Genomic DNA, 25,668 nt, shown 5'->3' with positions numbered 1-25,668 from the left:
AAAAGGTTTTAACCATAAACTCGCAAAGGAGAGTTGTTTACGATGCGTAATAAAAAATGTTTTGGAATTCCGGTAATTGTTGCGGCAGTGATATTTTTGTCGGCTGGTTTTTCGTTCGCAGCCGAGCCACAATCCAGTGCGGCAGATAAGAATGATAACAAGGCAGACTCATGGAAGGGCAGCCTTGTGCTCGGCGTTGAGCTGACCAAGGAAAGCAACATTTATAACCTTACCAGCAAAGCAGCCGATGACCTTGACATTAACGCACCGAATGACGTTGCCAGTGGGCGTTTTAAGAACATGGAATCCGTAGACGATCTGATATTTTCTCCGTCCATATTCGCTATATTCAAGACCCCCGGGGACTCGGATATAGAAATACGGCCAAGGCTTACGTACCATATGTTTACAGACAATTCCGAAAAAAGCCATCCGGTCTTTGATATAAAGGTGAAAAAAGGATTTTCCGGCGATAAATTTCTTGCGTTAGAGACAGAGTACATGACGAACGTGTTCAAGAAGAACTACCTTGCGGACGCGGTCGATCAAAACGCGAACAACAATATAAGTTCGAGCGAGAAGATATATAAGGGCGCTTATTATACCGATACGCTTGTCGACATAATTTACGGCCAGAACCTCTGGAAAACCATGAAAACAGACGGGATCGGCCCTATCTTCGAAAAAATATCCGCAGATGTCCTGCTTGGCGTTGAATATAAGGAATACGATGCGCCGTTTGCCGCCAGGAGCGAGGACGTTTTAAAGATAGGCGCCGGTGTGAAGTTCGATTTCAAGGGCAACATCTCTGTAAGGGGCGCGTATCTTCGCGAGCAGGCAACAACCCCTGTCAAGGCCGAGATAATGATACTCGACGAAACCATTCTCGGCGTTGATCTAAACGGCGTTGGCGGTATAGCGCAAACCAAGGCAAAAACAATGCAGAATATCGACAGAGCACATAATGACAATACATTCTCCCTTAAAGTGGACGTCGAATTCCCGTCAAACTGGAATTGGTTTGTTAAACTTAAGCACAGCACGCAGACATATACGTCCAAGGAAAAATATGATTTTACGCACAAGGATAGAGAAGATACCCTCGATTCCTTCGGGCTTGGGGTTGAAAAAGAAATAATAAAGGATTTGCGTCTTGCCGTCGAATGGACGAAGATATCCGAGGATGCCGACAGAAAAGGGGTACAGTTGATAGACCCGGCCGATGAAAAGGCGTACAAGAACACCGTTTATGCGGTTTCGCTTTTGTATAAGATATAATATAGCGGCACAAAACAGAGAAAGACAGGCAAAATGACAATGGGAAAAAAGAAAATACTGTTTACAGGCTATGCGCAGGTGCACTTCGTGTGCTTTCTGCCGGTGTATAAGCGGCTCATGGAAAATCCGGATGTCGAGGTGTATCTCTCCGGCGGTTTTCGCCGTAAAGAGGGCGAAGAGGTAACGTTTGAGGAAAAAGGATTCTACGACCCTTTCCCAGTCAACAGGGAAAATGTGTTGTCGCTAGAAAATATACGCAACGAGCATTTCGATGTTCTTGTGTCCGCGCATCTATCCGATACGCTTTTTCCCGGCTCCGTTGGAAAGACCGTGCAGATATTCCACGGTGTGTCGTTTAAGAACCTTGCTGTAAGGGAAAAGGCCCTTCGCTTCGACATGCTTTGCCTGCCGGGCCGTTATCATGCCGAGCTGTACCGTAAAAACGGTCTTATACGCAAGGACGGCTCGCGCTGCTTCCTTACCGGTTTTCCAAAGACCGATTCCCTGGTGGCCGGAGGGCTCGATAGAAATGCCGTTCTAAAGGCCATAGGAGCTGACCCTGCCCGTAAGACCGTACTCTTTGCTCCCACGGGCGAGAAAAATAACGCCCTCGACACAATGGGACACGAGATAGTAAAGGCCGTAAGCGGTGGTGCGAAATGGAATCTGCTTGTAAAGCCGCACGACCACCCGAAAAAGCAGATAGATTGGTTCAAGGAACTTGCTGTATACGAAAAAAGCGGCGTGCACCTTGTGCGCGATATCGACATAGAGCCGTATCTCTTTGCCTCGGACCTTCTTATAACGGACGCGTCTTCGGTAGCGGTTGAATATACGCTTATGGACAGGCCGATAATATTTATGGATGTGCCAAAGCTCTTTAAGAAGCTTATCGAAAGAGCGCCTGCCCTTGACCTCGATACCTATGGCCGTAAAATCGGCCGTATCGTCAAAAGTCCGGATGAGCTTACTTCTGCCATAGAGGCCGGGCTTTCGGCAAAACCAGGGGAAGGCGATGATGCAGGGCTCAGGAGAAAAATGGCAACGGATGTTTTTTACGAGCCGGGCAAGGCCGTTGAAAGGGTTGCGGGGGTTGTTTCGTACGCGGCAGGGGTTGGAGATTCGTTGCCGAGAGGTGTCGAGGAACTGGCACCGGATGACAAGGCTGTTTCTTTAAAAGACGCCGATGGCCGTTAACCTGTAAATCAGAATGACAAACGGGAAAAAAAGCAGCAGCGCGTTAAATACCGTTGTTACTTACGGCAAGTCGCATTCGAGATGGTTTTGGCGCGGCGCTGTAGGGGCATGTCTTGTCGTATTCTTCAGGCTTGCCATACCGTGGCCCCTTAAATGGGTCATAGAGATGGTATTCCCCGGAGGCCATGCCGACAGTATTCTGGCGTATCTGCCGTCTTCTGGTCATCCGGTCGCATGGTTCGCTGTTTTATATGTGCTCCTTGGCGCGGGGCTTGGTTTTGCCGAACTCATACAGCGCGTAAATCTCATGAGGTTTGCCTCTTTTACGGCAAACGATCTAAGAAGCGCGGCAGTGAAGGGCTTTGCTGCTCTTGATTCGACAAAGCGCGCGTCTTCGGGCGATATCATAGCGCGGGTTGTAGGCGATATCGGCCGAATAAAGAGCGGCATAGCAGGCATACTCGTTCACGGCCTGCAAAACGGGCTTCTCTTTGCCGTGGTCTGCATAGTGATGCTCGTTGTTTCGATTGAGCTCGGGCTGGTGTTTTTTATCGCCGGGCTTATTGCGATAATCATAGGGCTTTACACGTCAAAGCCCGTTGCCAGGACATCTGGCAAAACAAGGCGTAAGGAAACCGGCTATGCCGCAGCGCTTCAGGAATGGCTCGATTACGGCGATCAGGCTGAAGGGCCGGAAGACGTCGATGCCGACGAAGCGCAGCGCGAGGTCCGCACAACGAAGATAATCGCCGTGTCTTCGTTTTATGTGCACGTAGTGCTTGCCATTTCGGTAGGTGTTGCTTTGTGGATAGGGTATCAGGGCGTAAACTCCGGCTCCATACGGCCGGGAGAGCTCTTTCTTTTTATAGCGTACGCGCTAACGGTGCACAGGCGCATGGTGCAGGTCGGCCGGCAGCTTGCGCGCACAGGCAAGGTGGCTGCGAGCGTAGAAAGCGTTTCCGGGTTTTTAAAAGGCAGGGAAGTCACCGAGACCGTGCGCTTCAATGCCGAAAGCCAAAAGGCGGTTGCCATAACATTAGATAATGTCAGGCTCGGTTCTTATAGAGGCAAGGGCGGCGGCTACAGGCTAAAGGTCGAATCGCTTTCCATAGGGCCCGGGGAAAAGGTCGCTGTACTCGGCAAAACCGGCTCCGGTAAGACGAGTTTTATAGAGGTGCTTGCCGGTGTCGAGATACCGGAAGAAGGCAGTGTCGGTTTTGGCGGCATGGAGGCAAGCGGCGACAGGGCGTTTTTCATGTCGGTCTCGGCCTTTCTTTCGAGCGACCCGGTGCTTCCCTCGAGCGTTTTATGGAAGGTCTTGAGGCTTCAGGGGCCAAACGCCGATTTGTCAGGCGAAGAAGAGGTTTTAAGGCTCACAAAGGCATGGAATGTCATAAATGATTTTCCTCAAGGCCTCGAGAGCAAAGTCGATTCGGTAAAGGTTACGAGGAGCGAGGCAAGGACGCTTCGCCTTGCGTCGATACTTGTGGGAGTAACTCCGGGAATCTGGTTTCTCGATGATCCGGTCGGAGGGTTCAGCAAGCAAAGAAGCGCGCGCTGCGTTGAGGAAATAATAAAGAGGGCCGGGGCCAAAACGGTTGTTGCGGCCCTGTCCAGGCCCGTTGCCCTGGAAAAGTTCGACAGGGTTATTTTTATGAGAAATTGCAAGGTCGATTTCGACGGCACGCCGGATGAATGGAAAAGAAGGCAGGAGGCCGACGCAGGCGTTACGAAAGAGGCGGGCGGCGAGGATGAATAAAATACAGAAAAGGCGGTTACCCTAAGTATGCAGGCCGTAATACTCGCGGCAGGAACCGGAAGCAGGCTTGAGAAGGTTTCCGGCGGTGCTCCAAAGTGCCTTATCGAGATAGACGGGCGCCCTCTTATAGAGCACCAGCTCGAGGCGCTTCATGACGCAGGGGTTGGCAAGGTGCTTGTTGTAGTCGGGCATAAGGCCATGGAGGTTAAGCGTGTGCTCGGGCACAGGGTCGAGTATGTCGATAATCCCATCTATGACATCACAAACAGTCTTTATTCCCTCTGGCTTGCCAGGGACTGGATAAAGGGGCCGTTTGTTCTCCTTAACTGCGATCTCCTGTTCGACCCTTCGATACTTCACTATCTTATTGGCAAGGGCCCGAATGCCCTTGTGTTCGATTCGACGTCTTCCATGGGCAAGGAGCAGACAAAGGTCGTTATCAAGGAAGGCCGCGTTGTGGACATAGGCAAGGACGTTTCTCCGATAATGGCAAGGGGCGAGAGCCTTGGCATGCTTTACTTTGACGCAGCTGCAACGCACGCGCTTTTTTCGCGTATAGGCGCGCTCGTTAACGACGGCGGGAAGAAAAGCTGGGTCATGGAAGGCATAAGGTCCGTGTGCACGGAGATAGAGCTCAAGGCCTATAACATAGCCGGCATGCCGTGGGTGGAGATAGATTTTCCAAACGATTACGAAAGAGCAAAGCGCGAGGTTTGGCCGGCGATACGCAAAGGGCGGTGGAAAAAGACCGTTCGCTGGCAATGGTCGAAGTACGCAGTCGCTTTTGCTGTTATTGTCCTGCTTTTTTCAATTGGCCTGTTTTTTGGTTCTTATTCCGACAAAAAGGAGATTACCTGGACAAACGGCGTGCCTTCTACCGGCAAAGAGATGGATTTGAAATTAGTCGACGGTTATCAGAAGTGGTGGAAGTCTTCGGCAGGGCATCCGGTGGATGTTACCATAAAGGGCCCGACAACGCTTAGAATAGAGACAAGGCTTTTGATGCCGGTAGCCGTTTCCGGTGACGGGCGCTATGTTGTCGAAGTCAAAGTCGACGGCAAGCTGCACTCCTGGGAAAGCCTTAAGGCAACGCCGGATAAAGATGCATCCATACCAGGGGATTCAAAGACCGTTGTCGGTGACAGGGACCGTGTTCTTATGGATTTACCCCAGGGTAAGCATTCTGTAAGAGTTGATCTGGCAGCCTCCACGAGTAACGATTTTCTGGTAAGGATAAGGTATCCGGAGCCGGATACAGCCGATGACAATGAGCAGTAAATCAAATCAGAGGTAAAAAGTCAATACAATCCATGTGTTAGCAATATTGCGTAAAAACCAGGCTTAGCAAATCGCCCGGCAATCATAACACTTGCAATTTAATAAGGTTATATGCTAAAGTTGCCTTGTACTCGAAATAATCGGCAGGGAATATTTTTACATAGGATTATTTATGGAACTCGACTACCTGGAAATAGTCGGCAGGATGAAGTACTCTTCGGGTCTGAAGAACGACTCCGCGGTTGCCAAGACCCTAAATATCACCCCCCAGGCGCTCTCCAATTATAAAAAGAAAAGCAGGATACCGAGCCACCTTGTCATAGATTTTGCAGGGCTTTACGGGCTGTCCGTTGACTGGCTTCTTACCGGCAAGGGGGATGCTTATCTTGGCGGCGGCGGCGGTCCCAGGTCAGAGAGGTATATCGGCGTTGCCGAGGATAAGAAACCCTATGGCCAGAGGCAGCAGGAGCTTGCCAGGGTTATCGAGGTCTCTCCGCTTGCGCCCGAAGAACTGATATACGTCGGGAAACTTCTTACCATCTTGAGGGCGCAAAACAGCACCACCTCGACCGCGATGAAGTTCAACATAGACGCCTTTTACAAGTCCGTTCGTCCGGACGAGAAAAAAGAGCCGGAGAATTAATTCCGGTTTTTCATCACCCGCCATCTCTTGCGTTGACCACGCGCCAAAGCTGTGTTATTTTCATAAAATGAAGATAGTTCAAAAACGCTCTAAACTGCCGGTACATGCGGCAGGTGCCGGAGGCGTCGAAGCTGCCAAAGCCGGGCTTATTGCAATAGAAGGCTCGCTTACGCTCGCCATAGAGCGTATCTACGGCGCTTTGGTAGAGGCGGAGCTCATAAGGGGGTTTTTCTCGGAGGCAGATAAAGACGCGGCAGCTTCCTTGAATATAAACACAGGCGAAAAAATCCTCGTGCGCGAGGTATGGCTTAAGGTCAGGGGAGAAAGGCTTGTTTATGCCCTGACGCTCGTTGATTGCAGCGCAACGGAGAAAGGGCTTGTCGAAGCGCTTAGGGCAGTGAGCGAGCCGCTTGGGAAGCTCCTTGAGGCTCTAAAGGCTGTGTATGAAAAGCTCGATATGCAAAGCGGCGTCATGGACGATGAAAACGAAGTAAGGATGCTCGGCATGCACGGCGCTCCGCTCAACGCAAGAAGTTTCAGGCTCGTGAATGCCGGGGCACAGGGGCCGAAGATAAACGCATTTGTAACAGAGGTCTTTTCAAGGGAGCTTACGGAGCGCTGCGTTTCTGGCGGCAGGCCAGGCGAGAAGGGTTAAAATGCAGGCAAGCGCTATAGCGGAAAAAATAACGGCTGTTTCCGACTTGATACGGCTTCGTAAGCAGTACGGCACAGCGCTTCTCGCTCTACCTGCCATGTGGTCACTTGTCATAGCATCCGCCGGAAGGCCGTCTGTTGAGCATGTCTTGATATTTCTTGTTGGCTCATTTCTTATGCGAAGCGCAGGGTGCGCGATTAACGACGTTGCCGACAGGAACATAGATAAACATGTCGAGCGCACGAAGACGCGTCCGGTTGCCGACGGCAGGCTCGGGGTAAAGGAATCGCTTGCAGTGTTCGCTGTTTTGTCGCTTATCGCGCTTTTTCTGGTATTGAGGCTTAACTTTTTTACCGTAAAACTAGCGGCAGCGGGGCTTACCCTTGCGATAGTCTATCCCTTTGTAAAAAGAATCAGTTTTTTCCCGCAGGTGGTCTTGGGCGTGGCCTTTGGCTGGGGCGCTGTAATGGCATGGGCGGCAGTGCACGAGGAAATCGCCATAGCGGCACTTTTGATATTTATTGCTAATATATTTTATTCGACAGCGTATGATACAATCTATGCTCTGATGGACATGGAGGACGATAAAAAGGCCGGGGTCAAGTCAACGGCCATATTTTTTGGAAGCCGCGTCTGGGCTGCGCTTTATGTATTTTATTTTCTGATGGCAGCGTGTCTTGTTGGCGCCGGTATTCTTGCAGGGCTTGGCGTTGTTTATTATCTTGGCGTTATAATGACCACAGCCGCGCTTTGCTTTATAGTATACGGGATAAGAAAAAATCCCGAGCCAAAACGAGCTTTCAACGGTTTTATAGCTAATGCGTGGGCAGGCGGTTTCATACTTTTTGCAATTATAATCGATTTTCACGTTTCTTTATAGAAAGGAACCAAGATGCTTTTCGAGGATCTACGGGAGTTTCTAAAGGAGCTCGAATCAAGAGGGCTTCTTAAGAGGATAAAGACGGAAGTATCTACCGAGCTCGAAATTGCCGAGATAACCGACCGTCTTGTAAAGAGCGGCGGCGCGGCCGTTATCTTCGAGAACGTAAAGGGTTTCTCCATGCCCGTTATTTCCAATCTCTACGGCACAAGAGAGAGGGTTGCCGCAGGGCTTGGCGTTACAGAGGCCGAGTTCGGCGAGATAGGCGAGTTCATTGCTTACCTTCAAAGGCCAAAGCCGCCGGAAGGCATGTGGGAGGCGATAAAGAAGTTGCCGTTCTTTGCAAAGATGCTTACCCTCGGGCCAAAGACAGTTGGCAGCGGAGCGTGCCAGGAGGTTATACTTGAAGGCTCGAAGGCCGACTTTACGAAGCTGCCGATCCTAAAGTGTTGGCCAAAGGATATTGCGCCGCTTATAACATGGCCGCTTGTCATTACAAAAGCGCCGTCGGAAAATAATGAGAATAATCTTTATAATGTCGGCGTATACAGGATGCAGGTGCTTGGCCCTGATAAGGCCATCATGCGCTGGCTTAAGCAGCGCGGAGGGGCAAAGCACCAGATGCTCTGGGAAAAGACCGGCAAGCCCATGCCCGTTGCAGTTGCCATAGGGTGCGAGCCTGCGACAACCATAGCAGCGGTAACGCCTCTTCCAGAGGACGTAAGCGAGTTCCAATTTGCCGGGGTGCTTAGGAAAAAGGCCATAGAGCTTGTAGACTGCAAGACCGTGCCGCTAAAGGTCCCTGCAACAGCTGAGATAGTTCTTGAGGGAGAGATACGCCACGGCGACGTCGCAACCGAGGGGCCGTTTGGCGACCATACCGGTTATTATAACGCCGAGGAAAAATTCCCCGTATTTCATTTGAAGGCCATTACGCACAGGAAGAACCCGTATTACCTTACGACAATAACCGGAAGGCCGCCTAAAGAAGATGCTGTAATAGGCACGGTGCTAAACACCCTCTATCTGCCGACACTTCGTCTTACGTTTCCTGAAATCGTGAATTTTGCGCTTCCGATGGAGGCCGTGTCGTACAGGATCGCGGTTGTTTCGATAAAAAAGGAATACCCAGGACATGCAAAGCGCATTATGATGGGGCTCTGGGGCGTGCTTAAACAGTTTCTCTACGTTAAATACATAATAGTAGTCGACGATGATATAGACGTAAGAAATTGGAACGACGTCCTATGGGCGCTTGCAACCAGAGTTGACCCGAGACGCGATACCACCTTTATAGACGACACGCCTATCGACTACCTCGACTTTTCTTCTCCAAAGGACGGCCTTGGCAGCAAGCTTGGCATAGACGCGACAAACAAGGTGCGTCCCGAAACAGAGCGCAAGTGGGGTGAGAAGATGGAGATGAGCGAGGAGATAGTGAAGCTCGTTAGCGGCAAATGGAAGGACTACGGACTGTAATGGCAGGCAGCGAGGTTTTTGGCACACTTACCAAGGACGATTGGTGGGGCGAAAAAGGCCGCCTTAAGTCCATTCATCTTATCAACCGTCAGCGGTTTGAATATTTCAGGGATGTTGCCGATAAAACAAGCGGCGGCCTTGAGGGAAAACGAATCCTCGATATAGGCTGCGGCGGCGGCGTGCTTTCTGAGGAATACGCAAAGGCAGGGGCAAAGGTCACGGGCATAGATCTGTCGCCCGCGTCAATAGATGCTGCAAAGGAACACGCAAAGGAAAGCGGGCTTACGATAGATTACCGTGTTGCCTCCATTGCCGGTATCCTGAAAGAAAATACCGGGACATTCGATATTGTGTCTGTAACAGAGGTTGTCGAGCACGTGGATGATTTGCCTGTCTTTGTCCGTGATGCAGCTTCTGCGCTTTCAAAGGGCGGGCTTTTCTTTTTTAGCACCATCAACAGGACGCTAAAGGCAAGGTTCCTTGTTGGTTTTGTTGCAGAGGATGTACTCGGGCTTCTTCCTCCGGGCACGCACGATACAGAGCGTTTTGTCAGGCCTTCGGAGCTTGCGCGTCTTTTAAGGGAGAACTCGGTAACAATCGAGGACTTAAAAGGCCTAAGCCTTAATCTTCTTAGCCGTTCCTTCAAGCTTTCCAACGATTTGTCAGTTAATTATCTCGGGTACGGAAGAAAATAGAGGAATATCAGGCGAGGGCTTTTGCTATTTCGGTCTTTACTTTGTCAGCAGCCTCGATAGGATCTTTTGCGTCCCTGATTGGCCGGCCAACCACTATATAGTCCGCGCCGTCGCGAATGGCGTCAAAGGGCGTTACTATTCTTTTCTGGTCGTCTGAGGCGACATTTACGTCGGCAAAACGTATGCCCGGGGTCACTGTTATAAGCGACGAGCCAAAGGCCTGCTTTACCTTTTTAACCTCGAGCCCTGAGCATACAACGCCGCCAAGCCCGGCATCCTTTGCCATCTTTGCTTTATGGAGTACCAGCTTTTCAGGGTCAGCGAGTTCTTCACGCATACCCATTGCAAGGAGGTCTTCTCTTGATGAACTTGTAAGCACAGTTACGCCAAGTATTACCGTATTGCCCGCTTCCTTTGCAGCGGCTCTCAGGAGCTCTGCCCCGCCTTCGCAGTGCACGGTTATGAAATCCACGCCAAGCGATACAGCCGAACGCTCCGCGCGTTTTACCGTTTCAGGTATGTCGTGGAACTTCATGTCGAGAAATATTTTAGAGGAAGGGGATTCTTTCCTGACCGCCTCGATAATGGACGGGCCTTCTTTTACGAAAAGCTCGAGCCCTATCTTATATACGCCGACGTGATTTTTCAGTATCCCAACAAGGCGCACAGCCTCTTCGCCGCTTGGCACATCGAGCGGAAAAATAATTCTTTCTACCGGAGACACGGTCTGTATGTTATGCGCTCTGCCCACGTTATTTCGCGCCGAGTTTTTCGCGTATTGCCATGAGGTCGGTTCTTGTAAAGAGGGCTTCGAACGGGCAGTATTTTTCTATGCTCGTTCTGCCGTTTTCCTCTTCTCTGTCGAGCAGCACGAGGGCCTTTACGACGTCAAACCCTGCTTCCTTTGCCGCTTCGATTGCCTTTATGGTGGAGGCGCCGGTCGTTACCACGTCGTCGACGACAACGACTTTGGCGCCCTCTTTAAGGGAGCCTTCTATCCAGCGCTGCGTGCCGTGTTTCTTGGGCTCTTTTCTGACGATGAACACGTCCATGGGCTTGCCCTGGATGTTGCTTGTGAGCGCTGCGGCGTACGCAAGCGGGTCTGCGCCGAGAGTGAGGCCGCCTATTCCCTGCACGTCGTCGTTCTTTATCTTTTCATAGAGCGCCTGGCCTGTTAGCACGATTCCCTCGGCCGTGAGCACGGTCTTTTTCGCGTCCACGTAGATGTCGCTTTTCTTTCCGGAAGAGAGGGTAAATCCCTTATCTGGGTCGTATTTGAACGAATTTCTATAAAGCAGCTTAAGAAGTTTTTCGTTGGCCACTGTCGAATCCTTTATTTGATTTTTGGGCTTTATGGGAAGGTTTTACGTTGTGATGCCCGTAGCCACCCTTAAAAAGGGTATCACTCCTCGGACGTTCCGTCAAGGTACTCGTAGTTCTTGCCTTCGTAGTTTCTTAGCCTTACCTTGCCCCTTGAGTTGGAAATGGTATAGTCCGGGCCTATGGGAATCTTTCCGCCGCCGCCCGGGGCGTCTATTACGAATGTCGGAACCGCGTACCCGGTCGTGTGGCCGCGCATGTTCTCTATTATCTCGATGCCGTCGGCCACAGGCGTTCTAAAGTGCGAGGTGCCGACCGCCTGGTCGCACTGGTAGAGGTAATAGGGCCTTACGCGTATCTTTAAAAGCTCGTGCGTGAGCTTTTTCATTATGGAAGGCTTGTCGTTTACGCCCTTAAGTAGCACCGTCTGGCTGCCAAGCGGTATGCCGGCATCCGCGAGCAGGGTGCAGGCCGCCTTTACCTCCGGGGTTATCTCCTTTGGGTGCGAGAAATGCAGGCTTAAGTAGAGAGGGTGGTATTTTTTCAGCATGGCAACGAGGGTCTTGTCAACGCGCATGGGAAGCGTTACCGGAACGCGCGTGCCGATCCTTAGGAACTCGACGTGGTTGATGGACCTTAGCCGCTCAAGATAATACTCGAGGTGCTTTGTGGTCATCATGAGAGGGTCACCGCCGGAAATGAGCACGTCGCGTATGGTCTTATGCGATTTGATGTATCTGAATGCGTCCTCGAAGTTCTCGAGGCTCATCGGAGGCTTTTCCTCGCCAACCATCCTGTTTCTCGTGCAGTAGCGGCAATACATTGCGCAGGAATCCGTTACGATAAGCAGCACCCTGTCCGGGTACCTGTGCACGAGCCCGGGCACAGGGGAGTGTGCATCCTCGCCGCACGGGTCAACGAGCTCGCCCGGGGACACGGTGAATTCCTCTATTCTAGGTATTGCCTGTTTTCTGATTGGGCAGTTGGGGTTTGTTTTGTCGATTAAGTTGAAAAAATAGGGCGTGATGGCCATTGCCAGGCGCCCCTGCGATTTCTTGAACCCGGCCTTTTCCGCCGGCGTGAGCTTTATGAGGCTGCTAAGTGTTTCGAAGTCGGTGATGCGGTTTTTTATCTGCCACTTCCAATCGAGGAAATCGGGGAAGGAGTGCGGGTTGTCCAGAATTTTATTTAAAGGTAATTGCTCTGCGCCGCTTTCCGGCGTTCGGTTCTCGTGTATGTAGGACAAAGATCTCGGCATTATGAATAATCTATCGCTGAGTTTTCGTGGAGCCGCTATCGTTCTTTATCAGCGTCATTTGAGGGTTCGAGAGTTCCTCTATCGCCTTTTCAAAAGCTATCTTGTACTTGAAACCTTTTTTCAGATACTTCCAGATGCACTCTATTTTCTTTATGTCTTCTTCGTTGTAGTCCCTGAATTCTTTTTCGCCGATTACGGTCTTGCTTGGATTTATGTACCCCTTTTGCTCAAGGTAGTAGAGTTTTTGTCTTGGAATATCTATTTTGCTTAAGAGTTCGGGGGTTCTCATTTTGGCCGTGCTCTTATCCTGGCTTTGAGTGCTCGTATGTGTTGCAAATTGGCAGCATAAGTTTGTTATGAGTTTAAATTTATAATAGCATTAAAATAAAACTTGTCAAGAGTTTTTGTGCATAAGTCCGGAACTTACTGATAATAAAAAATTTGGCGGCTTAATTAAGAGGAAAGGAACAGAGTTACCAACAGCAGTAAAAAATGGCGGAAGGGTGAGGGAGTCGAACCCTCCAGCCCTCGCAAAGCGACGGCCAACCGGTTTTGAAGACCAGCAGGGCCACCGGACCCTTTACCCCTCCGCATCGTTTTGACCGCGTATTACCTGGCGATAATAGCGGCAAAGAACCGTTATTTTAACACAGGCTAAAACAACGGCGCAACATTATTTACCGGGCCAAATACGAGCGAATATGAAATCGTCAAACGCTGTTTTGTTTTCAGGCACGGCGTCAACTGAGACGGCGAAAATATTAAGCGCTGAAATGTCGTACGCGCCAAGGCGCACGAGGTCTTTCTCGGTCGTGAGAGTTAGGTCGGCTTCAGAAGCGTTGCGTTTTATATCGGCAAGATCTTCGGCATTAAACCAGTGATGGTCCGTGTATGAGAGAGACGTTACGATGGTAGCGCCAAGCGATTCAACTGTTTTTCTAAAGGACGCTGGGTTCGATATTGCCGAAAACACGAATGCGCGCTTGCCGTTTGCGTAATCGAGCGCCGTAGTTTTTCCGTCAATGGTTTTAAGCGCCGTTGGGTTTAGCGAAAAACGAAATACCGGTTTTCCGGCAAACCCGATGCCAGGCACATCACTGCTGCCTTTTAATATTATCGCATCAGCTCTTTGAAGCGAGCTCATAGGCTCCCTTAGCGGGCCGCGCGGAAGAAGAGCGCCGCTGCCTGTGCCTCTTGCGGAATCGAAGAGAGCAAAGTTAATGTTACGCGCGAGCCTTAGATGCTGAAAACCGTCGTCTAAGAGCAAGACATCCGGAGAATATTTTTTGACGGCAAGCTTGGCGCTAGCGATGCGGTCAGGCGAAATAATTACAGGTGTGTCCTTTAGTCTTAGCGCAAGCGTTAGCGGTTCGTCGCCGTAGAGTTCCGGTTCCTTCAGATGATTTTTCAAGTCCGCATTGTTTATGACGCAAATATCGCCGCTCTTTCGCTTGTAGCCGCGCGTGAGGATAGCGGTCTTTTTCCCGCGGCCGTTTAAAAGGGAGGCTATGTAGACTGTAAGCGGCGTTTTGCCGCTTCCGCCAACCGTTAAGTTGCCTATGGAGATAACGGGAACAGGTACGCGCGTGCTCTTTAATATCCCTGATGAATAGAGAAAAAGCCGAAGCCTTACGCCAAGGCCGTAGAAAAACGACAGGACGCGCAAAACCGCGCCAAAGAGCGGATTGATGTTGGTTTTATATAAGGAAGCTTCTACGTATTTTATTATCCTACTTACCATTTATCAGTTTGTCCATAAGGTCAAGGGTCTTTGTCGCTGTTCCTGAGTTGGCAACGACAAAGTCGTGTGCTGCCTTGCCGGCCTTGTCGTAAAGGGCTTTATCGCGAAGCAGTTGTCCGGCAATGGCAATAAGGTCGTCGATGGTGTTTACAAGAAAGCCCCCGCCGGAGCCGGCAAGCTCCTCTGCCATCTGTTTATAGCTTTTTACGTACGGCCCGAAAATAACCGGTCTTGAAAAAAACGCCGGCTCAAGCAGGTTATGTCCGCCGATGTTTACAAGCGAGCCGCCGACAAAAGCGATTGTTGAAAAGCTGTAGACAATCCCAAGCTCTCCAAGCGTATCGAGCAGGGAAATAGAGGGTTTTTCGCTGCCAACGCCGCGGCTTCGCCGTGCGAAAGGAATTTTGCCTGCGCTAAGGAGCGATGCTACCTCTGAAAATCTCTCCGGATGGCGCGGCGCGATTATGAGCTTTAGCTCGGGGAATTCGCGCTTCAATGTCTCGTGGGCCTGCAATATCAGTTTTTCCTCGCCCGGATGCGTGCTGCCTGCCGTAAGCACGATATCGCCGGCAGCTATGCCAAGAGAGCGCATAATTTCTTCCTCACGCGCCCGGTTGGCGGCCTTTGGTTTCATGTCGAACTTTATATTTCCGGTGGCAAATGTGTTTTTTTGAGGGGCGCCAAGTTCTATTGCCCTTTGCGCGTCGAGCCCGGTTTGCGCTGAAAATAGCGAGAGGGATTCGAATGCGCGTCTTAAAAAGAATCCGAAAAATTTATACCGTTTAAACGACCTTTCCGAAATGGAGCCGTTTATGACCATTATTGGTATATTGCGGCATTTTAGCGCGGCGATCATGTTGGGCCATATTTCCTTTTCCGCCACGATAAAGGCCTCGGGCCGCGCCTTGCCAAGCACCCTCGATATTACCCAGAAGAAATCAAAAGGATAATATATCAAAACGTCTATGATGGCCGCGCCCTCTGTCTTTGCCACGGCATTGCCGGTCATCGTGACCGTTGAAAAAAGTATTTTAAACTCCGGATGGCGCTCCTTGAACAGTTTCAGGAGCGGCAGCACGGCCCTGGTCTCTCCGACACTTACCGCATGCATCCAGACAAACCTCGAGTTACGCAGGGCGCCGAGTTTTTTTTCGCTTATAAAGCCGAAGCGTTCCTTGATGCCCTGTCTGTACTTGCCGGCGGTGAACGCCTTGTACGTAAAGTAGGGCAGCGTGACTACAAAGGCCGCGTGAAGCAGTATGTCGTAGAGTATCCGGAGCATTTATTCTGGCAATCAAAGATATTTTTTTACGGCTTCGTCCAGGTCGTTCATTTTCTTTTCAAGCTCAAGGCGCTTTTCCTCGAGGGTATCTTCATCGGCGTCTTTCGGTATTGTCATAGGGTCTGCGTAGAGAAAAACACCTTTTGTAAAGGGCCAGGGCAGCAGAAAGCCGTCCCAGGTATTAAAGACCTTTCTTTGGTGCGTATCGAAGGTCACCGGGTATATTGGAAGCCCTGTTTTTGCCGCGATATGAACAACGCCGGCCTGGACTCTGGCGCGCGGCCCCTTTGGGCCGTCCGGGGTTATGGCTATGTCGCGGCCGTCCTTTATGGCCTTGAAAATACCCTTTACCCCTGCCATCCACCCGCGGGTCGTCGAGCCCCGTATGCAGCCGATGCCGAATTTCGCAACTGTTCTTGCGATAAGCTCTCCATCGCGGTGCTGGCTTACGAGGACCGAAATTTTATTTCCCGGGTACGAGTATGGCATCATGAGAAGCCTGCCGTGCCAGAAGGCGAGTATTATCTGGCCGCCGGAGTCAAGGCGTTCTTTAAGCCCCGAAAAATTCACGCGCTCTATGCGCATCGTGAGATGGAGAAACCGTATCAGTAAACCGGCGACAAACGGCACAACGGCTGCGGCAATGCGATGTTTGAGTTTAACGGCCATCCGGCGCTCACCTTAGCTGTCTTTAAACTGTACGGAGTGAAGCCGCGAGTACTCGCCGTTTAGTTTAAGAAGCTCTTCGTGGCGGCCGCTCTCTACGACAGTTCCGTTCTTTAGAACCACTATGCGGTCGGCGTTTTGCACCGTCGAGAGCCTGTGGGCTATGATGACGGCCGTTCTTCCGGTCATGAGATTGTCGATGCCTCGTTGCACGAGCTGTTCGGACTCGGTATCGAGCGACGACGTTGCCTCGTCCATTATAAGAATGGGCGCGTCCTTCAGGATGGCCCTTGCAATCGAGATGCGCTGTTTTTCTCCGCCAGAGAGCCTTATGCCGCGCTCTCCTATGACGGTATTATATCCGTCCGGCAATCTGGCAATGAATTCGCGCGCATTGGCCGCTGCCGCCGCCGCTTCTATTTCGGCCTTGGTTTTGGATGTGTCGCCGTAGGCGATGTTTCTCTCGACAGAATCGTCGAAAAGTATGATGTCCTGCGATATGAGGGCCATGCGGGATCTTAGGGATTCAAGGGTGTATTCGCGCGTGTCCACGCCGTCTATGATTATCGCGCCGCGTTGCGGGTCGTAGAACCTGGGTAAAAGCGACACAAGTGTTGATTTGCCCGAACCGCTCGAGCCGACAATTGCTACCTTTTCGCCCTTTTTTACCTCGATGTTCACGCCGTTTAGCACGGGTTTTTCGTTATAAGAGAAAATTATATTTTCGAATTTTATCGAATTCCTGAAATCAGAGAGAGATTTTGTTCCTTCGCCGCCATCGGGCTCTGTCTTTGTATCAAAGACCTCGAAGACGCGCTCCGCCGCTGCCATGCCCTGCTGTATGTTCAGGTTTATTCCGTTAAGGGCCTTTATCGGCTGGTAGAGCATGACAAGCGCGCCGAAAAACGATATGACGTGCTCCGGCGCAAGGGAATTATCCGTTATGCGGTTATGCGCGTAGTATATGGTGATTGCTATCGCAAACGCGGCTATGGTCTCCATAAGGGGCGTGTTCAGGGCGCGGATCCGCACCGTCTTTAAAAGCTGCTTTGTGAAGTGCGCGTTCGTTATTTCGAAGCGGTTGCTTTCGTAGTTGTAGGAGCCGAAGGCCTTTATTATCCTTATGCCCGAGAACGCCTCGTGCAAGAGAGACAGCATCGTGGCGATGGAGGCCTGGCCTTTGTACGTGAACCTGCGTATGCGCTTGCCGAGCTCTATCGCCGGGAATATGGTGAGCGGAAAGGCGAAGAACGAAATAAGCGCGAGCTTCCAGTCGAGCATGAACACCACGCCGATAAGGGCAAAGAGCGTAAAAAAGTGCTTTAACGACGTTATGACCGTGTCGGTCGCGAGCTTCTGGATGAGCGCAACGTCGCCGGTAACGCGCGAGGCTATAATGCCGGAGGCGTTTGCCGTGAAGTAGCTCTGCGGAAGTTTAAGAATATGGCGGAAAAGGTCGTTTCTTATGTCGTGTATTATTCTTTGCGCTACGTACCCAAGGCAGAAGTTGTTTATATAGGAGGTTATACCCTTTATGGCAGCAACTATAAGGATGCTCCAGATTACGAACGAAATGGCGTTCTCGGGCTTTAGGGTGACGATATCAAAGGGCAGAAGCTTGATGTCGCTGGCATCAGGGACAAACAGCACCTTTATTGCCGGGCCAAAAAGGAAGGCGAGCATGCTGTTCATGCCTGCATAGGCGAGCATGCTCAAAATCGCTATGAGCACGACATGCCAGTAGGGATATATGTAGCGTAAAAGCCTGAAATAGAGTTTCATAATTTATATAGCCATGCCCGCTGTTTTTAAGACGGCCCTTGCCGCGTTTTCCGGCGCAAAGCTCTTGTCGAGTTTTTTGCGTATGGCTGCGTAACCGTCCATAACGTGTTTTTGCGCCGCCTTGTCAGTAAGGAGCCTCGTCAGTTCGTGCGCGATGTTTTCGGGCGTTACAGCGTTTTGTATAAGCTCCGGCACCACTTCTTCGCCAGCTATGATATTTGGCAGCCCGATATGCGTTAAGTCTATGAGGAGCTTACCTATGTGATAAGAGAGCGGCGAAAGCCTGTATACTATCACCATTGGAGTGCCAAGAAGCGCTGTTTCGAGCGTTGCCGTGCCCGAGGCAACCACCGCCGAGTCGGCTGCACGCAGCGCCTCATATGTTTTGCCTCTTACGACAACAAAGTTACGTGTCTCGCCGGACGCGCGGTCTATAAGCTCATCCGACACACTGTCTGCCGCGGCAAGTACGGCCCTTACGGGCCTGCCTAGTCTTTTGGAGAGGACTTTTATTGCCTCGTTCATGGGCCCAAGTAGCCGTTCTATTTCCTCGGTCCTGCTGCCTGGGAGCAGGGTAACAAGCAGTTCGTCTTTTTTAATGCCAAGCGCTTCCCTGGCTTCTTCCTTTGAAAGGCGGCATACGGCTATTTCGGTCAACGGATGTCCCACGTACTCGACATCAAGCCCGGTCTTGGAATACAGTTCTTTTTCAAACGGCAGAATCACGAGCATTTTATCCACTGTCTTTGCGATATAGTTAATCCTGGATTTGCGCCAGGCCCAGATCTGAGGGCTTATGTAGTAGACTATCTTTATTCCGCGTTTCTTCGCCTTCTTTGCGAAACGCAGATTGAAGTCGGGATAATCTATAAGAACAACGCAGTCGAACCTTTCGGAGTCGAGCATGCGTTCAAGCGCGTTAAATGCGCTTTTTATGGCCGGGAATTTTTTTAATACCTCGAATATCCCGACGACCGCTATTTTCGACGAATCCATTCCCAAAAGCCCGGCCTCAAGCATCCTGGGGCCGCCCATGCCCTTTATGACGGCATCCGGGGCCAGGCGCTTGATTTCCTTTATGAGCGCGCTTCCGTGCAGATCGCCGGAGGCCTCGCCGCTTACGATAAGGAGTTTTTTCTCCATGAGTTGCCGTTTAAGACAGCGTTTTCAAGCGGCCCGCCGCTTTTTGAAGAGACTGCTCTGTTTTTTCTTGCACAAGCGCTGCTACCTGCAGCGCGCGCTTTCCGTCTTTTGCGCCAACAAGCGGCGCGGTCTTTGTGGCTACACAGTTTAAAAACGACTTTATCTCCTCGAGGAGTGAATCGCCTTTTTCGATGTCGAGTTTTTCTTCGACTATTTCCGGCATCGGCCCGGTGCCGCGTTTTAAGGCGAGGAGCTCGATTTTCTGGGTGGCGTAGTCGATTGCGATGTACGTATCGCGCTGGAATATTCTGGTTCTGCGCATTCTGTCCTTGGAGATGCGGCTTGCCGTGATATTGGCAACACAGCCGTTCTTGAATGTAATGCGAGCGTTCGCTATGTCGACCTTGCCAGATATCACCGGTATGCCTGCCGCTTCCACGGATTCGATTTCGGACTTTACAAAGTTCATTATTATGTCGATGTCGTGTATCATCAGATCGAGCACCACGTCCACGTCGAGGGCGCGCGGCGAAAATTGCGAAAGCCTGTGCGCCTCTATGAAAAGAGGTTCTGTTACCCGGTCTTTTAGCGCAAGGACCGCGGGGTTGAAGCGTTCGAGATGGCCTATCTGGAGAATTGCCCCTGATTTATTCGACGTCTCGATAAGATCGTCCGCTTCTTCGAGCGTGACGGTCATGGGTTTTTCAAGCAGCACGTGTATTCCGCGCTCGAGGAATTCCTTTGCCACCTTATGGTGCGTTTTTGTAGGCGTTACGATGCTTACGGCCTCGGCCTTGCCAAAAAGCTCAGAATAAGCCGAGAGCGGGGTGGAATTGGTCTCTGCGGCAACGGAAGCGCACTTTTCACTGTCCAGATCGAAGACGCCGATAAGCTCGGAGTTCTCAAGCGCTGCATATTTTTGCGCGTGGAACCTGCCGAGATATCCTGTGCCGACAACGCCGGTCTTTATTTTTTTGTTTCCGGACATCGTTGGTTAATCCTCCATCTCGGTTACTGCGCCTTTATGGGAGCGTTCCTTTGCAACGCCGCGCTTCGAGCCTTCGATAAAGTCCGTGTAGCGTTTCGCGTGCACGGAGTCGGGCATTTCGGCCTTGAGTTTGGTAACGGCCTCCCTTAGCGGCAAAGAAGATTTAAAAAGGGTTGCGTAGGACTTCTTTATCTCGTCTATCTCTGTTTTCGAGAACCCTTGCCTGCGAAGCCCGATTTTATTCAAGCCGTGGAGTGTGGCCCTGTTGCCGACTGCCATGACATAGGGCGGGATGTCCTTACTCACGGCAGAGGCGCCGCCGATTATGCAGTACGCGCCTATTCTCACGAACTGGTGTATGGCCACGAGGCCGCCGACTATGGCGTGGTTATCCACGCTTACGTGGCCGGCAAGGGTCGCGGCATTTGCAAAGACGATGTTACTGCCTACCATGCAATCGTGCGCAACGTGCACGTAGTTCATGAAGAGGTTATTGTTGCCGCAGCTTGTCAAACCCTTGTCCTTTGCCGTGCCCCTGTGTATGGTGACGAACTCGCGTATGGTGTTAGAGTCGCCGATGATTGTGGAAGTTTTTTCGCCCTTGTACGCGAGGTCCTGGGGCGGGGCGCCGACCGATGCGAACTGGAACACGCGGCATTTCGCGCCGAGTGTAGTTCTGTCGCCTATGACCACATGCGGCCCTATCCAGGTATCTTTGCCTATCTTTACGTCCTCGCCGACCATGCTGTATGCGCCAATTTCAACGCCTGTGTCGAATTCAGCGGACGGGTGTACTATAGCTGTCGGATGTATCGTTACGCCCTGGGTTTTGTTTCCGCTCATTTTTCTCTCTCCATTATGGTTGCCATGAGTTCCGCGTTTGCAACGAGCTTGCCCTCTACGTGCGCCTCGGCGCCGAAGGTCCAGATGTTGCCGCGGCATTTTTTGACTTCAAGGGTTATTGTTAGCACGTCGCCCGGAAGCACCGGCTTTCTAAACCTTGCGCCGTCTATGCCCATGAAGTACACGAGTTTGTCGGCTACGTTTGCCGATTTGAACGCCAGTATGCCGCCGACCTGCGCCATGGCCTCTATTATCAGGACCCCCGGCATTATCGGATGCCCAGGGAAGTGTCCCTGGAAAAACGGCTCGTTTATGGTCACGTTCTTTACGCCGACCGCTTTTTTCCCGGCCTCGAACTCGATTATCTTGTCTATCAGGAGAAACGGGTAGCGGTGCGGCAGCATCTTTAGAATTTCGTTTATGTCCACGACACAGGGGGGCTTTGCTTCAGTCATCTTGTACCTCCTTGCTGTTTTTTTAAAATTTTATAAAAGGCGGAAATTATTTTTTCCCTTCGAGCTCTTTTATCCGCGCCTCGAGTTCTTTTATTTTCTTTTTCAGTTCCGGAAGGCGCGCCATGGTGCCCTGCAATACGAGCCATTCCTTATGCGGTATGGCCGGGTAGCCGGTGTAGGTGCCTTTTTCCTTTATAATGCCGGTAACGCCCGATTTTGCGCCGATAGTCGTGTCGTCTGCCACGGATATATGGCCGGCAACGCCGCTTTGCCCGGCTATGGTGACGCGGTTGCCTATCTTTGTCGAGCCCGATATGCCGACCTGCGCAACCAGTATGGAGTTTTCGCCTATTTTTACGTTGTGCGCTATCTGCACAAGGTTGTCTATCTTTGTGCCGCTGCCTATGACCGTTGAGCCGAGGGTTGCGCGGTCTATTGTAACGCACGCGCCTATCTCGACGTCGTCGCCTATTACCACGTTCCCTGTCTGTGGCACCTTGAACATGCCCTTTGAGTCCTTTGCAAAGCCGAAGCCGTCGCTTCCGATGACGCTGCCGCAGTGTATGATGACGCGTTTGCCGATTTTGGATGCTTCGCGTACGGAGACATTTGAATATATCAGCGTGGATTCGCCGATATTTGAATTTCTTCCTATATATACACCTGGATAGATTACCGTGTTGTCGCCGACGAAAACGTTTTCTTCTATTACGACGTGCGCGCCGATTGAAACGTTCTTTCCGATGACGGAGGCTTTATCTATTACGGCGCTTTCGTGCGTGCCTGCCTTTGGATGGCACGGGGGGTTGAACACTGCGAGCGCTTTTGCAAAGGCAAGGTACGGGTCTTTTGCAAAGAGCAGGTTTTTCCCTGCCAAAGCCTCTGTGCCTTCGGCAACTATCGCGGCAGCCGCCTTGGTCGAGTCGAGGAGCCTTAGATAGCGCGGGTTCGAGACGAACGAAATCTCTTCGTTGCCAGCCTCTTCGAGGCCGGCAACGCCGCGTATCTTCGTATCCGGGTCGCCGTGGAGCCGCGCACCTATGGCTGTTGCCAGTTCCTTGAGCGTCATCGTATCGGGTGCGGCGCCTTATTTCCTCTTTTTGTTCAGGTCGCTTACTATCTTATCCGTTATATCCGCCGATTTCTGGAAATACGGAATATTGCCGAGCGAGGAATCGAATATGAAATCGTAGCCTTCTTCCTTCGCGGTCTTTTCGATGACTTCCTTCATATCCATGAGAATGGCGTTCTCGCGCTCGGTCTTGCTTCTGTTTATTTCGTCGCTGTATCTGCGAAGCTGTTCTTCGAGGGCCATGCTCTTGTCGCGAAGCTCTTTTTCTTTGGCAGCCTTGACATCCGCTTTCCATACCTTTGCCTTCTGGTCGTACTCTTCCTTGAGCTTTTTGAGTTCTTCTTCCTTGCTCTGGAGTTCCTTGTTTCTCGCATCGTATTGTCCCTTAAGCTCTTCTTTCGCCTTTATTCCGGCATCACTTTCGTTAAGGGCCTTTACAAGGTTTACGATGGCTATCTTTGGTTCCTTTGCATCTGCCGTGCCCGGTGTTGCGGCAAAGAAAAAGACCGCCGCGCACAGAGCAATTACGAATACCGACATTTTTTTCATTTTGTATTTCCTCCTTTGTGTGTTTAGAACATTCCGCCTATGGTAAATTCGAGCATTGATTTGCGCTCGCCCGTTTTGTTGAATAAGTTTTGTCCCCATTCGAGCCTTAGCGGGCCCATGGGAGAGAACCACCGAAGCCCTATGCCTGCGCCTTTTCTCAAGTTCCCCAGGTCTATCGGGCCGTCGAAGGCGTTTCCGGCATCGAAGAACAAGACGCCCTTTACGCGCTGTTCGGTGATGAGCGGAAATAGGAATTCGATGTTTAAAACGGCCTTGGTTATGCCGCCGTACTCGTAGCCCGTTACCGGGTCCTTCGGGCCAAGAGAGCTGGATTCGAATCCGCGCACCGAGTTCATGCCGCCGAGAAAATACCGTTCGTTTATGGGAATTTCCTTGCCACCGAAGTCGTCTACGTATCCGAACGTGCTGCGTATGGATACGGCTGTCTCGAGCGGCAGGGGAAAGTATTTGATACCCGAGGTCTCGTATTTGGTAAAGTAGGTCGTGCCGCCAAGGGGCCCGCCGGCCACTTCGACCGAGGCCCATGCGTTGGCGCCTTCGCGCGGAAAATAGAAATCGTCGCGCGTGTCGTAGGCCACCGTGAAGTTCATGCTGCTAAGCCGCGAGTCATCGAGTATGCCAAGCAGGCTTTGCGAGGCCGTTGGCGAGACGTCGTTTATCCAGACGTCTTCCAGGCGGTAGGTGACGTATCCGCGAAGCACGCGCTTGTAGAGCGGAAAACCAAGGCGTACGTCGAAACCTTTTTTATGTTCGCTAAAGTCGCCGTATTCGCGCGAGCTGTTGTAGACGTCGAAGCCTGCGCTAAGGGGCTTGTCAAACAGCCACGGTTCGGTCACGCTAAAGACGTAGTTAGAGCTCGTTGCGCTAAGCGTTGCCGAGAGCCCAAGCTTTAAGCCTGTGCCGTAGAAATTGTCCTGTGATATGGAACCCGTGGCCGTGAGCTTGTCCGAGGAACTGTAGCCGAGGCCGAAGGTTACCTGTCCGGTAGGCTGTTCCTTTACCTCTACGTCGAGTTTCATTTTGTTCGGGCCGCTGCCTTCGCTCTTGGCGAGCTTTACGTCCTCGAAGTACCCGAGGCGCCGCAGATTGTTTTTGCTGCTCTTGAACGCCGTGTACGAGTAAAGGTCGCCTTCGGCAAGCTCCACCTCGCGGCGTATTACCTTGTCCTTGGTCTTGGTGTTGCCGCGTATGTCCACTCTTTCGATGTACACAAGCTCGTTCTTCGTTATGTCGAAGGTTATGTCTACGTTCTTGTTTTCCTCGCTGATCTTGGTCTTCGGGAATATGTCCACGTAGGCATAGCCCTTGTCGCCGTACAGGTCTTCGAGCCCGTCGATGCTCTGCGTGAGCTTGGAGCGGTTATAGACGTCGCCCTTTTCTATCTTGAGTTTGTCGAATAGCTCTTCGAAGGTCGTTATGACGTCGCCGGCAAAGGATATGTCGCCAATCGAGTAACGCTCTCCTTCGGAAACGACGATGGTGATGTCGAACCAGCGTTTGTCTTCGCTTAGCAGCACGGTTTGCCCGAGCACGGCGTTGTTTATGTGGCCGTTGTCGAGGTAGAAACTCTGAAGCGAGTATATGTCCTCGTCGAAGGTGAAGTGGTCGAAGTTGCCCGAGTCGGTGATAAATGAGAAGAACCCTTTTCTCTTGGTTTTCATCTTCTTCTTGAGTTTTCTTGCGGAAAACTTCTCGTTACCGATGAATGTAATGCTGCGCACCTTTACCTGCGGCCCTTCGTTAACCTTGAAGGTTATCTGGGCGCCGTTGTCTTCTATCGTGATTGTCGGCGTTACCTCGGTGAGATAAAACCCTTTTTGCTCGTAGGCGTATTTTATTCTCTCGGCCGTTTCCTTGACCTCGGTCTTGTTCAGTATGGAGGAAGGCTTGACGGTTAGCAGTTCCTGCATTTTTTCGTCTTTTATCTCGCTGTTGCCTGAGACGCTAATGCCGATTATCGTCGGTTTTTCCTTCAAGAGAAAGGCGAGTTCGAGTCCGCCTTGCGACGGCCTTAGTTCGACGGCGATGTCGTCGAAATAGCCCATCGAGTATATCGAGCGTATGTCGTCGTTCACGTCGTCCTCCATGTACGGGGCGCCGGTTTTGCTCTTTATCTTTTTCAGCACGGCCGTTTGGTCGACGCGCTCGTTTCCGGAAACGGTAATTAGCGCGATATTGACCTCTTTGTCCGCGGGTTTTGCGTACAGCGCGGCCTTCATTCTGTCGAATATCAGGGTCGAGGCCTCTTTGGTCTTTTCGGAAAGCTCCTGGGCGCTGCCGGCGGTTATGTTGAAGAAATATACGAGCGTGCCGCTTTTTGCGTCCACTATCCTCCAGTTTGCGGTATACGTGTTGCCAAGCAGCGCGAGAGCGCCGACCACGGCGAACTCCGCCCCCTGGGATTTTGCAAGCGTTACACCGGACTCTTCGTCAAACGTCTTCTGCCCGGTCTCGTACATGGACCTTAGGGTATCAAGGCCTTTTATTTCGGCGCCGTTCTCGTAGAGCCCGTTGGCAACGGCCTCCATGAGCGCTCTTCGTTCGCCGGAGATATCCGTGGTCGAGTGCATTTCGAGCGGCATCAGTACCACCCCGAATACTCGTTTGTCGTCGGCTACGGCCTGTGCTACGTAGAGCAGGGCCGCCAGCATAATAACAAAGATAACTAAAGACCGGAACATGTA

24 protein-coding genes and 1 tRNA gene are annotated in these 25,668 nt (G+C 51.4%); 9 read left to right on the top strand and 16 right to left on the bottom strand.

Features of this window, described 5'->3' with window-relative positions; genetic code table 11:
• The first annotated feature begins 42 nt into the window (after positions 1–42).
• The 9 genes from OEV59_04955 (at position 43) to ubiG (ending at position 9,864) form a co-directional block, all read left to right on the top strand.
• Positions 43–1,278: a hypothetical protein gene (locus OEV59_04955; GenBank protein ID MDH4227087.1), complete on the top strand. Its 1,236-nt coding sequence runs from the start codon at positions 43–45 to the stop codon at positions 1,276–1,278.
• Positions 1,279–1,311: 33 nt separating this feature from the next.
• Complete coding sequence (locus tag OEV59_04950) at positions 1,312–2,475, top strand: CDP-glycerol glycerophosphotransferase family protein (GenBank protein MDH4227086.1); 1,164 nt, start codon at positions 1,312–1,314, stop codon at positions 2,473–2,475.
• 13 nt (positions 2,476–2,488) lie between these two features.
• Positions 2,489–4,234, top strand: a complete 1,746-nt coding sequence (locus OEV59_04945) for an ABC transporter ATP-binding protein/permease (GenBank protein MDH4227085.1) — start codon at positions 2,489–2,491, stop codon at positions 4,232–4,234.
• A gap of 27 nt (positions 4,235–4,261) precedes the next feature.
• Positions 4,262–5,512, top strand: a complete 1,251-nt coding sequence (locus OEV59_04940; protein ID MDH4227084.1) for a phosphocholine cytidylyltransferase family protein — start codon at positions 4,262–4,264, stop codon at positions 5,510–5,512.
• A gap of 172 nt (positions 5,513–5,684) precedes the next feature.
• The gene (locus tag OEV59_04935) at positions 5,685–6,155 is read left to right on the top strand and encodes a helix-turn-helix domain containing protein (protein ID MDH4227083.1); all 471 of its coding nucleotides are present in this window, start codon (positions 5,685–5,687) and stop codon (positions 6,153–6,155) included.
• 67 nt (positions 6,156–6,222) lie between these two features.
• Complete coding sequence (locus OEV59_04930) at positions 6,223–6,810, top strand: chorismate pyruvate-lyase family protein (GenBank protein MDH4227082.1); 588 nt, start codon at positions 6,223–6,225, stop codon at positions 6,808–6,810.
• Between the two features lies 1 nt (position 6,811).
• Positions 6,812–7,690: a 4-hydroxybenzoate octaprenyltransferase gene (gene ubiA, locus OEV59_04925; GenBank protein ID MDH4227081.1), complete on the top strand. Its 879-nt coding sequence runs from the start codon at positions 6,812–6,814 to the stop codon at positions 7,688–7,690.
• 12 nt (positions 7,691–7,702) lie between these two features.
• On the top strand, positions 7,703–9,169 hold the full coding sequence (locus tag OEV59_04920) for a UbiD family decarboxylase (protein ID MDH4227080.1): 1,467 nt from the start codon (positions 7,703–7,705) through the stop codon (positions 9,167–9,169).
• Entirely contained in the window at positions 9,169–9,864 is a 696-nt protein-coding gene (gene ubiG / locus OEV59_04915; protein ID MDH4227079.1) for a bifunctional 2-polyprenyl-6-hydroxyphenol methylase/3-demethylubiquinol 3-O-methyltransferase UbiG, read from the top strand. The genes OEV59_04920 and ubiG overlap by 1 nt, the downstream gene beginning before the upstream one ends.
• A gap of 7 nt (positions 9,865–9,871) precedes the next feature.
• On the opposite strand, the gene pyrF is transcribed toward ubiG, so the two are convergent.
• From pyrF to bamA, 16 genes are all read right to left on the bottom strand, one after another.
• Positions 9,872–10,615, bottom strand: coding sequence for an orotidine-5'-phosphate decarboxylase (gene pyrF, locus OEV59_04910; protein ID MDH4227078.1), 744 nt, complete (start codon positions 10,613–10,615; stop codon positions 9,872–9,874).
• Between the two features lies 1 nt (position 10,616).
• On the bottom strand, positions 10,617–11,186 hold the full coding sequence (pyrE, locus tag OEV59_04905; GenBank protein ID MDH4227077.1) for an orotate phosphoribosyltransferase: 570 nt from the start codon (positions 11,184–11,186) through the stop codon (positions 10,617–10,619).
• 80 nt (positions 11,187–11,266) lie between these two features.
• Entirely contained in the window at positions 11,267–12,442 is a 1,176-nt protein-coding gene (locus OEV59_04900; protein ID MDH4227076.1) for a KamA family radical SAM protein, read from the bottom strand.
• Between the two features lie 10 nt (positions 12,443–12,452).
• A complete protein-coding gene (locus tag OEV59_04895) occupies positions 12,453–12,731 on the bottom strand; it encodes a MerR family transcriptional regulator (GenBank protein MDH4227075.1) in 279 nt (92 codons plus the stop codon).
• Positions 12,732–12,935: 204 nt separating this feature from the next.
• Positions 12,936–13,032, bottom strand: a tRNA-Sec gene (locus tag OEV59_04890).
• An 83-nt stretch (positions 13,033–13,115) separates the two neighbouring features.
• A complete protein-coding gene (gene lpxK, locus OEV59_04885; GenBank protein MDH4227074.1) occupies positions 13,116–14,183 on the bottom strand; it encodes a tetraacyldisaccharide 4'-kinase in 1,068 nt (355 codons plus the stop codon).
• Positions 14,173–15,465, bottom strand: coding sequence for a 3-deoxy-D-manno-octulosonic acid transferase (locus OEV59_04880; GenBank protein ID MDH4227073.1), 1,293 nt, complete (start codon positions 15,463–15,465; stop codon positions 14,173–14,175). The genes lpxK and OEV59_04880 overlap by 11 nt, the downstream gene beginning before the upstream one ends.
• Before the next feature lie 12 nt (positions 15,466–15,477).
• On the bottom strand, positions 15,478–16,134 hold the full coding sequence (locus tag OEV59_04875; protein ID MDH4227072.1) for a lysophospholipid acyltransferase family protein: 657 nt from the start codon (positions 16,132–16,134) through the stop codon (positions 15,478–15,480).
• A gap of 12 nt (positions 16,135–16,146) precedes the next feature.
• Positions 16,147–17,913, bottom strand: coding sequence for an ABC transporter transmembrane domain-containing protein (locus OEV59_04870; protein MDH4227071.1), 1,767 nt, complete (start codon positions 17,911–17,913; stop codon positions 16,147–16,149).
• 3 nt (positions 17,914–17,916) lie between these two features.
• Entirely contained in the window at positions 17,917–19,056 is a 1,140-nt protein-coding gene (gene lpxB / locus OEV59_04865; GenBank protein ID MDH4227070.1) for a lipid-A-disaccharide synthase, read from the bottom strand.
• 10 nt (positions 19,057–19,066) lie between these two features.
• Positions 19,067–20,044, bottom strand: a complete 978-nt coding sequence (locus OEV59_04860) for a Gfo/Idh/MocA family oxidoreductase (GenBank protein MDH4227069.1) — start codon at positions 20,042–20,044, stop codon at positions 19,067–19,069.
• Between the two features lie 6 nt (positions 20,045–20,050).
• A complete protein-coding gene (gene lpxA, locus OEV59_04855; protein ID MDH4227068.1) occupies positions 20,051–20,887 on the bottom strand; it encodes an acyl-ACP--UDP-N-acetylglucosamine O-acyltransferase in 837 nt (278 codons plus the stop codon).
• Positions 20,884–21,342 carry a 3-hydroxyacyl-ACP dehydratase FabZ gene (fabZ, locus tag OEV59_04850; protein ID MDH4227067.1) on the bottom strand — a complete coding sequence of 153 codons (459 nt, stop codon included), beginning with the start codon at positions 21,340–21,342 and terminating at the stop codon, positions 20,884–20,886. Before fabZ ends, lpxA begins: the two co-directional genes overlap by 4 nt.
• Before the next feature lie 46 nt (positions 21,343–21,388).
• A complete protein-coding gene (gene lpxD, locus OEV59_04845) occupies positions 21,389–22,411 on the bottom strand; it encodes a UDP-3-O-(3-hydroxymyristoyl)glucosamine N-acyltransferase (GenBank protein MDH4227066.1) in 1,023 nt (340 codons plus the stop codon).
• Positions 22,412–22,429: 18 nt separating this feature from the next.
• On the bottom strand, positions 22,430–22,963 hold the full coding sequence (locus OEV59_04840; protein MDH4227065.1) for an OmpH family outer membrane protein: 534 nt from the start codon (positions 22,961–22,963) through the stop codon (positions 22,430–22,432).
• Positions 22,964–22,986: 23 nt separating this feature from the next.
• Complete coding sequence (bamA, locus tag OEV59_04835) at positions 22,987–25,635, bottom strand: outer membrane protein assembly factor BamA (GenBank protein ID MDH4227064.1); 2,649 nt, start codon at positions 25,633–25,635, stop codon at positions 22,987–22,989.
• Positions 25,636–25,668 lie beyond the last annotated feature (33 nt).

The organism is Deltaproteobacteria bacterium, from assembly GCA_029858205.1.
Taxonomy (GTDB): Bacteria; Desulfobacterota; GWC2-55-46; order GWC2-55-46; family DRQE01; genus JAOUFM01.
Note: the sequence above shows the minus strand (reverse complement) of the source record. Positions and strands in the feature narration are given on the sequence as shown.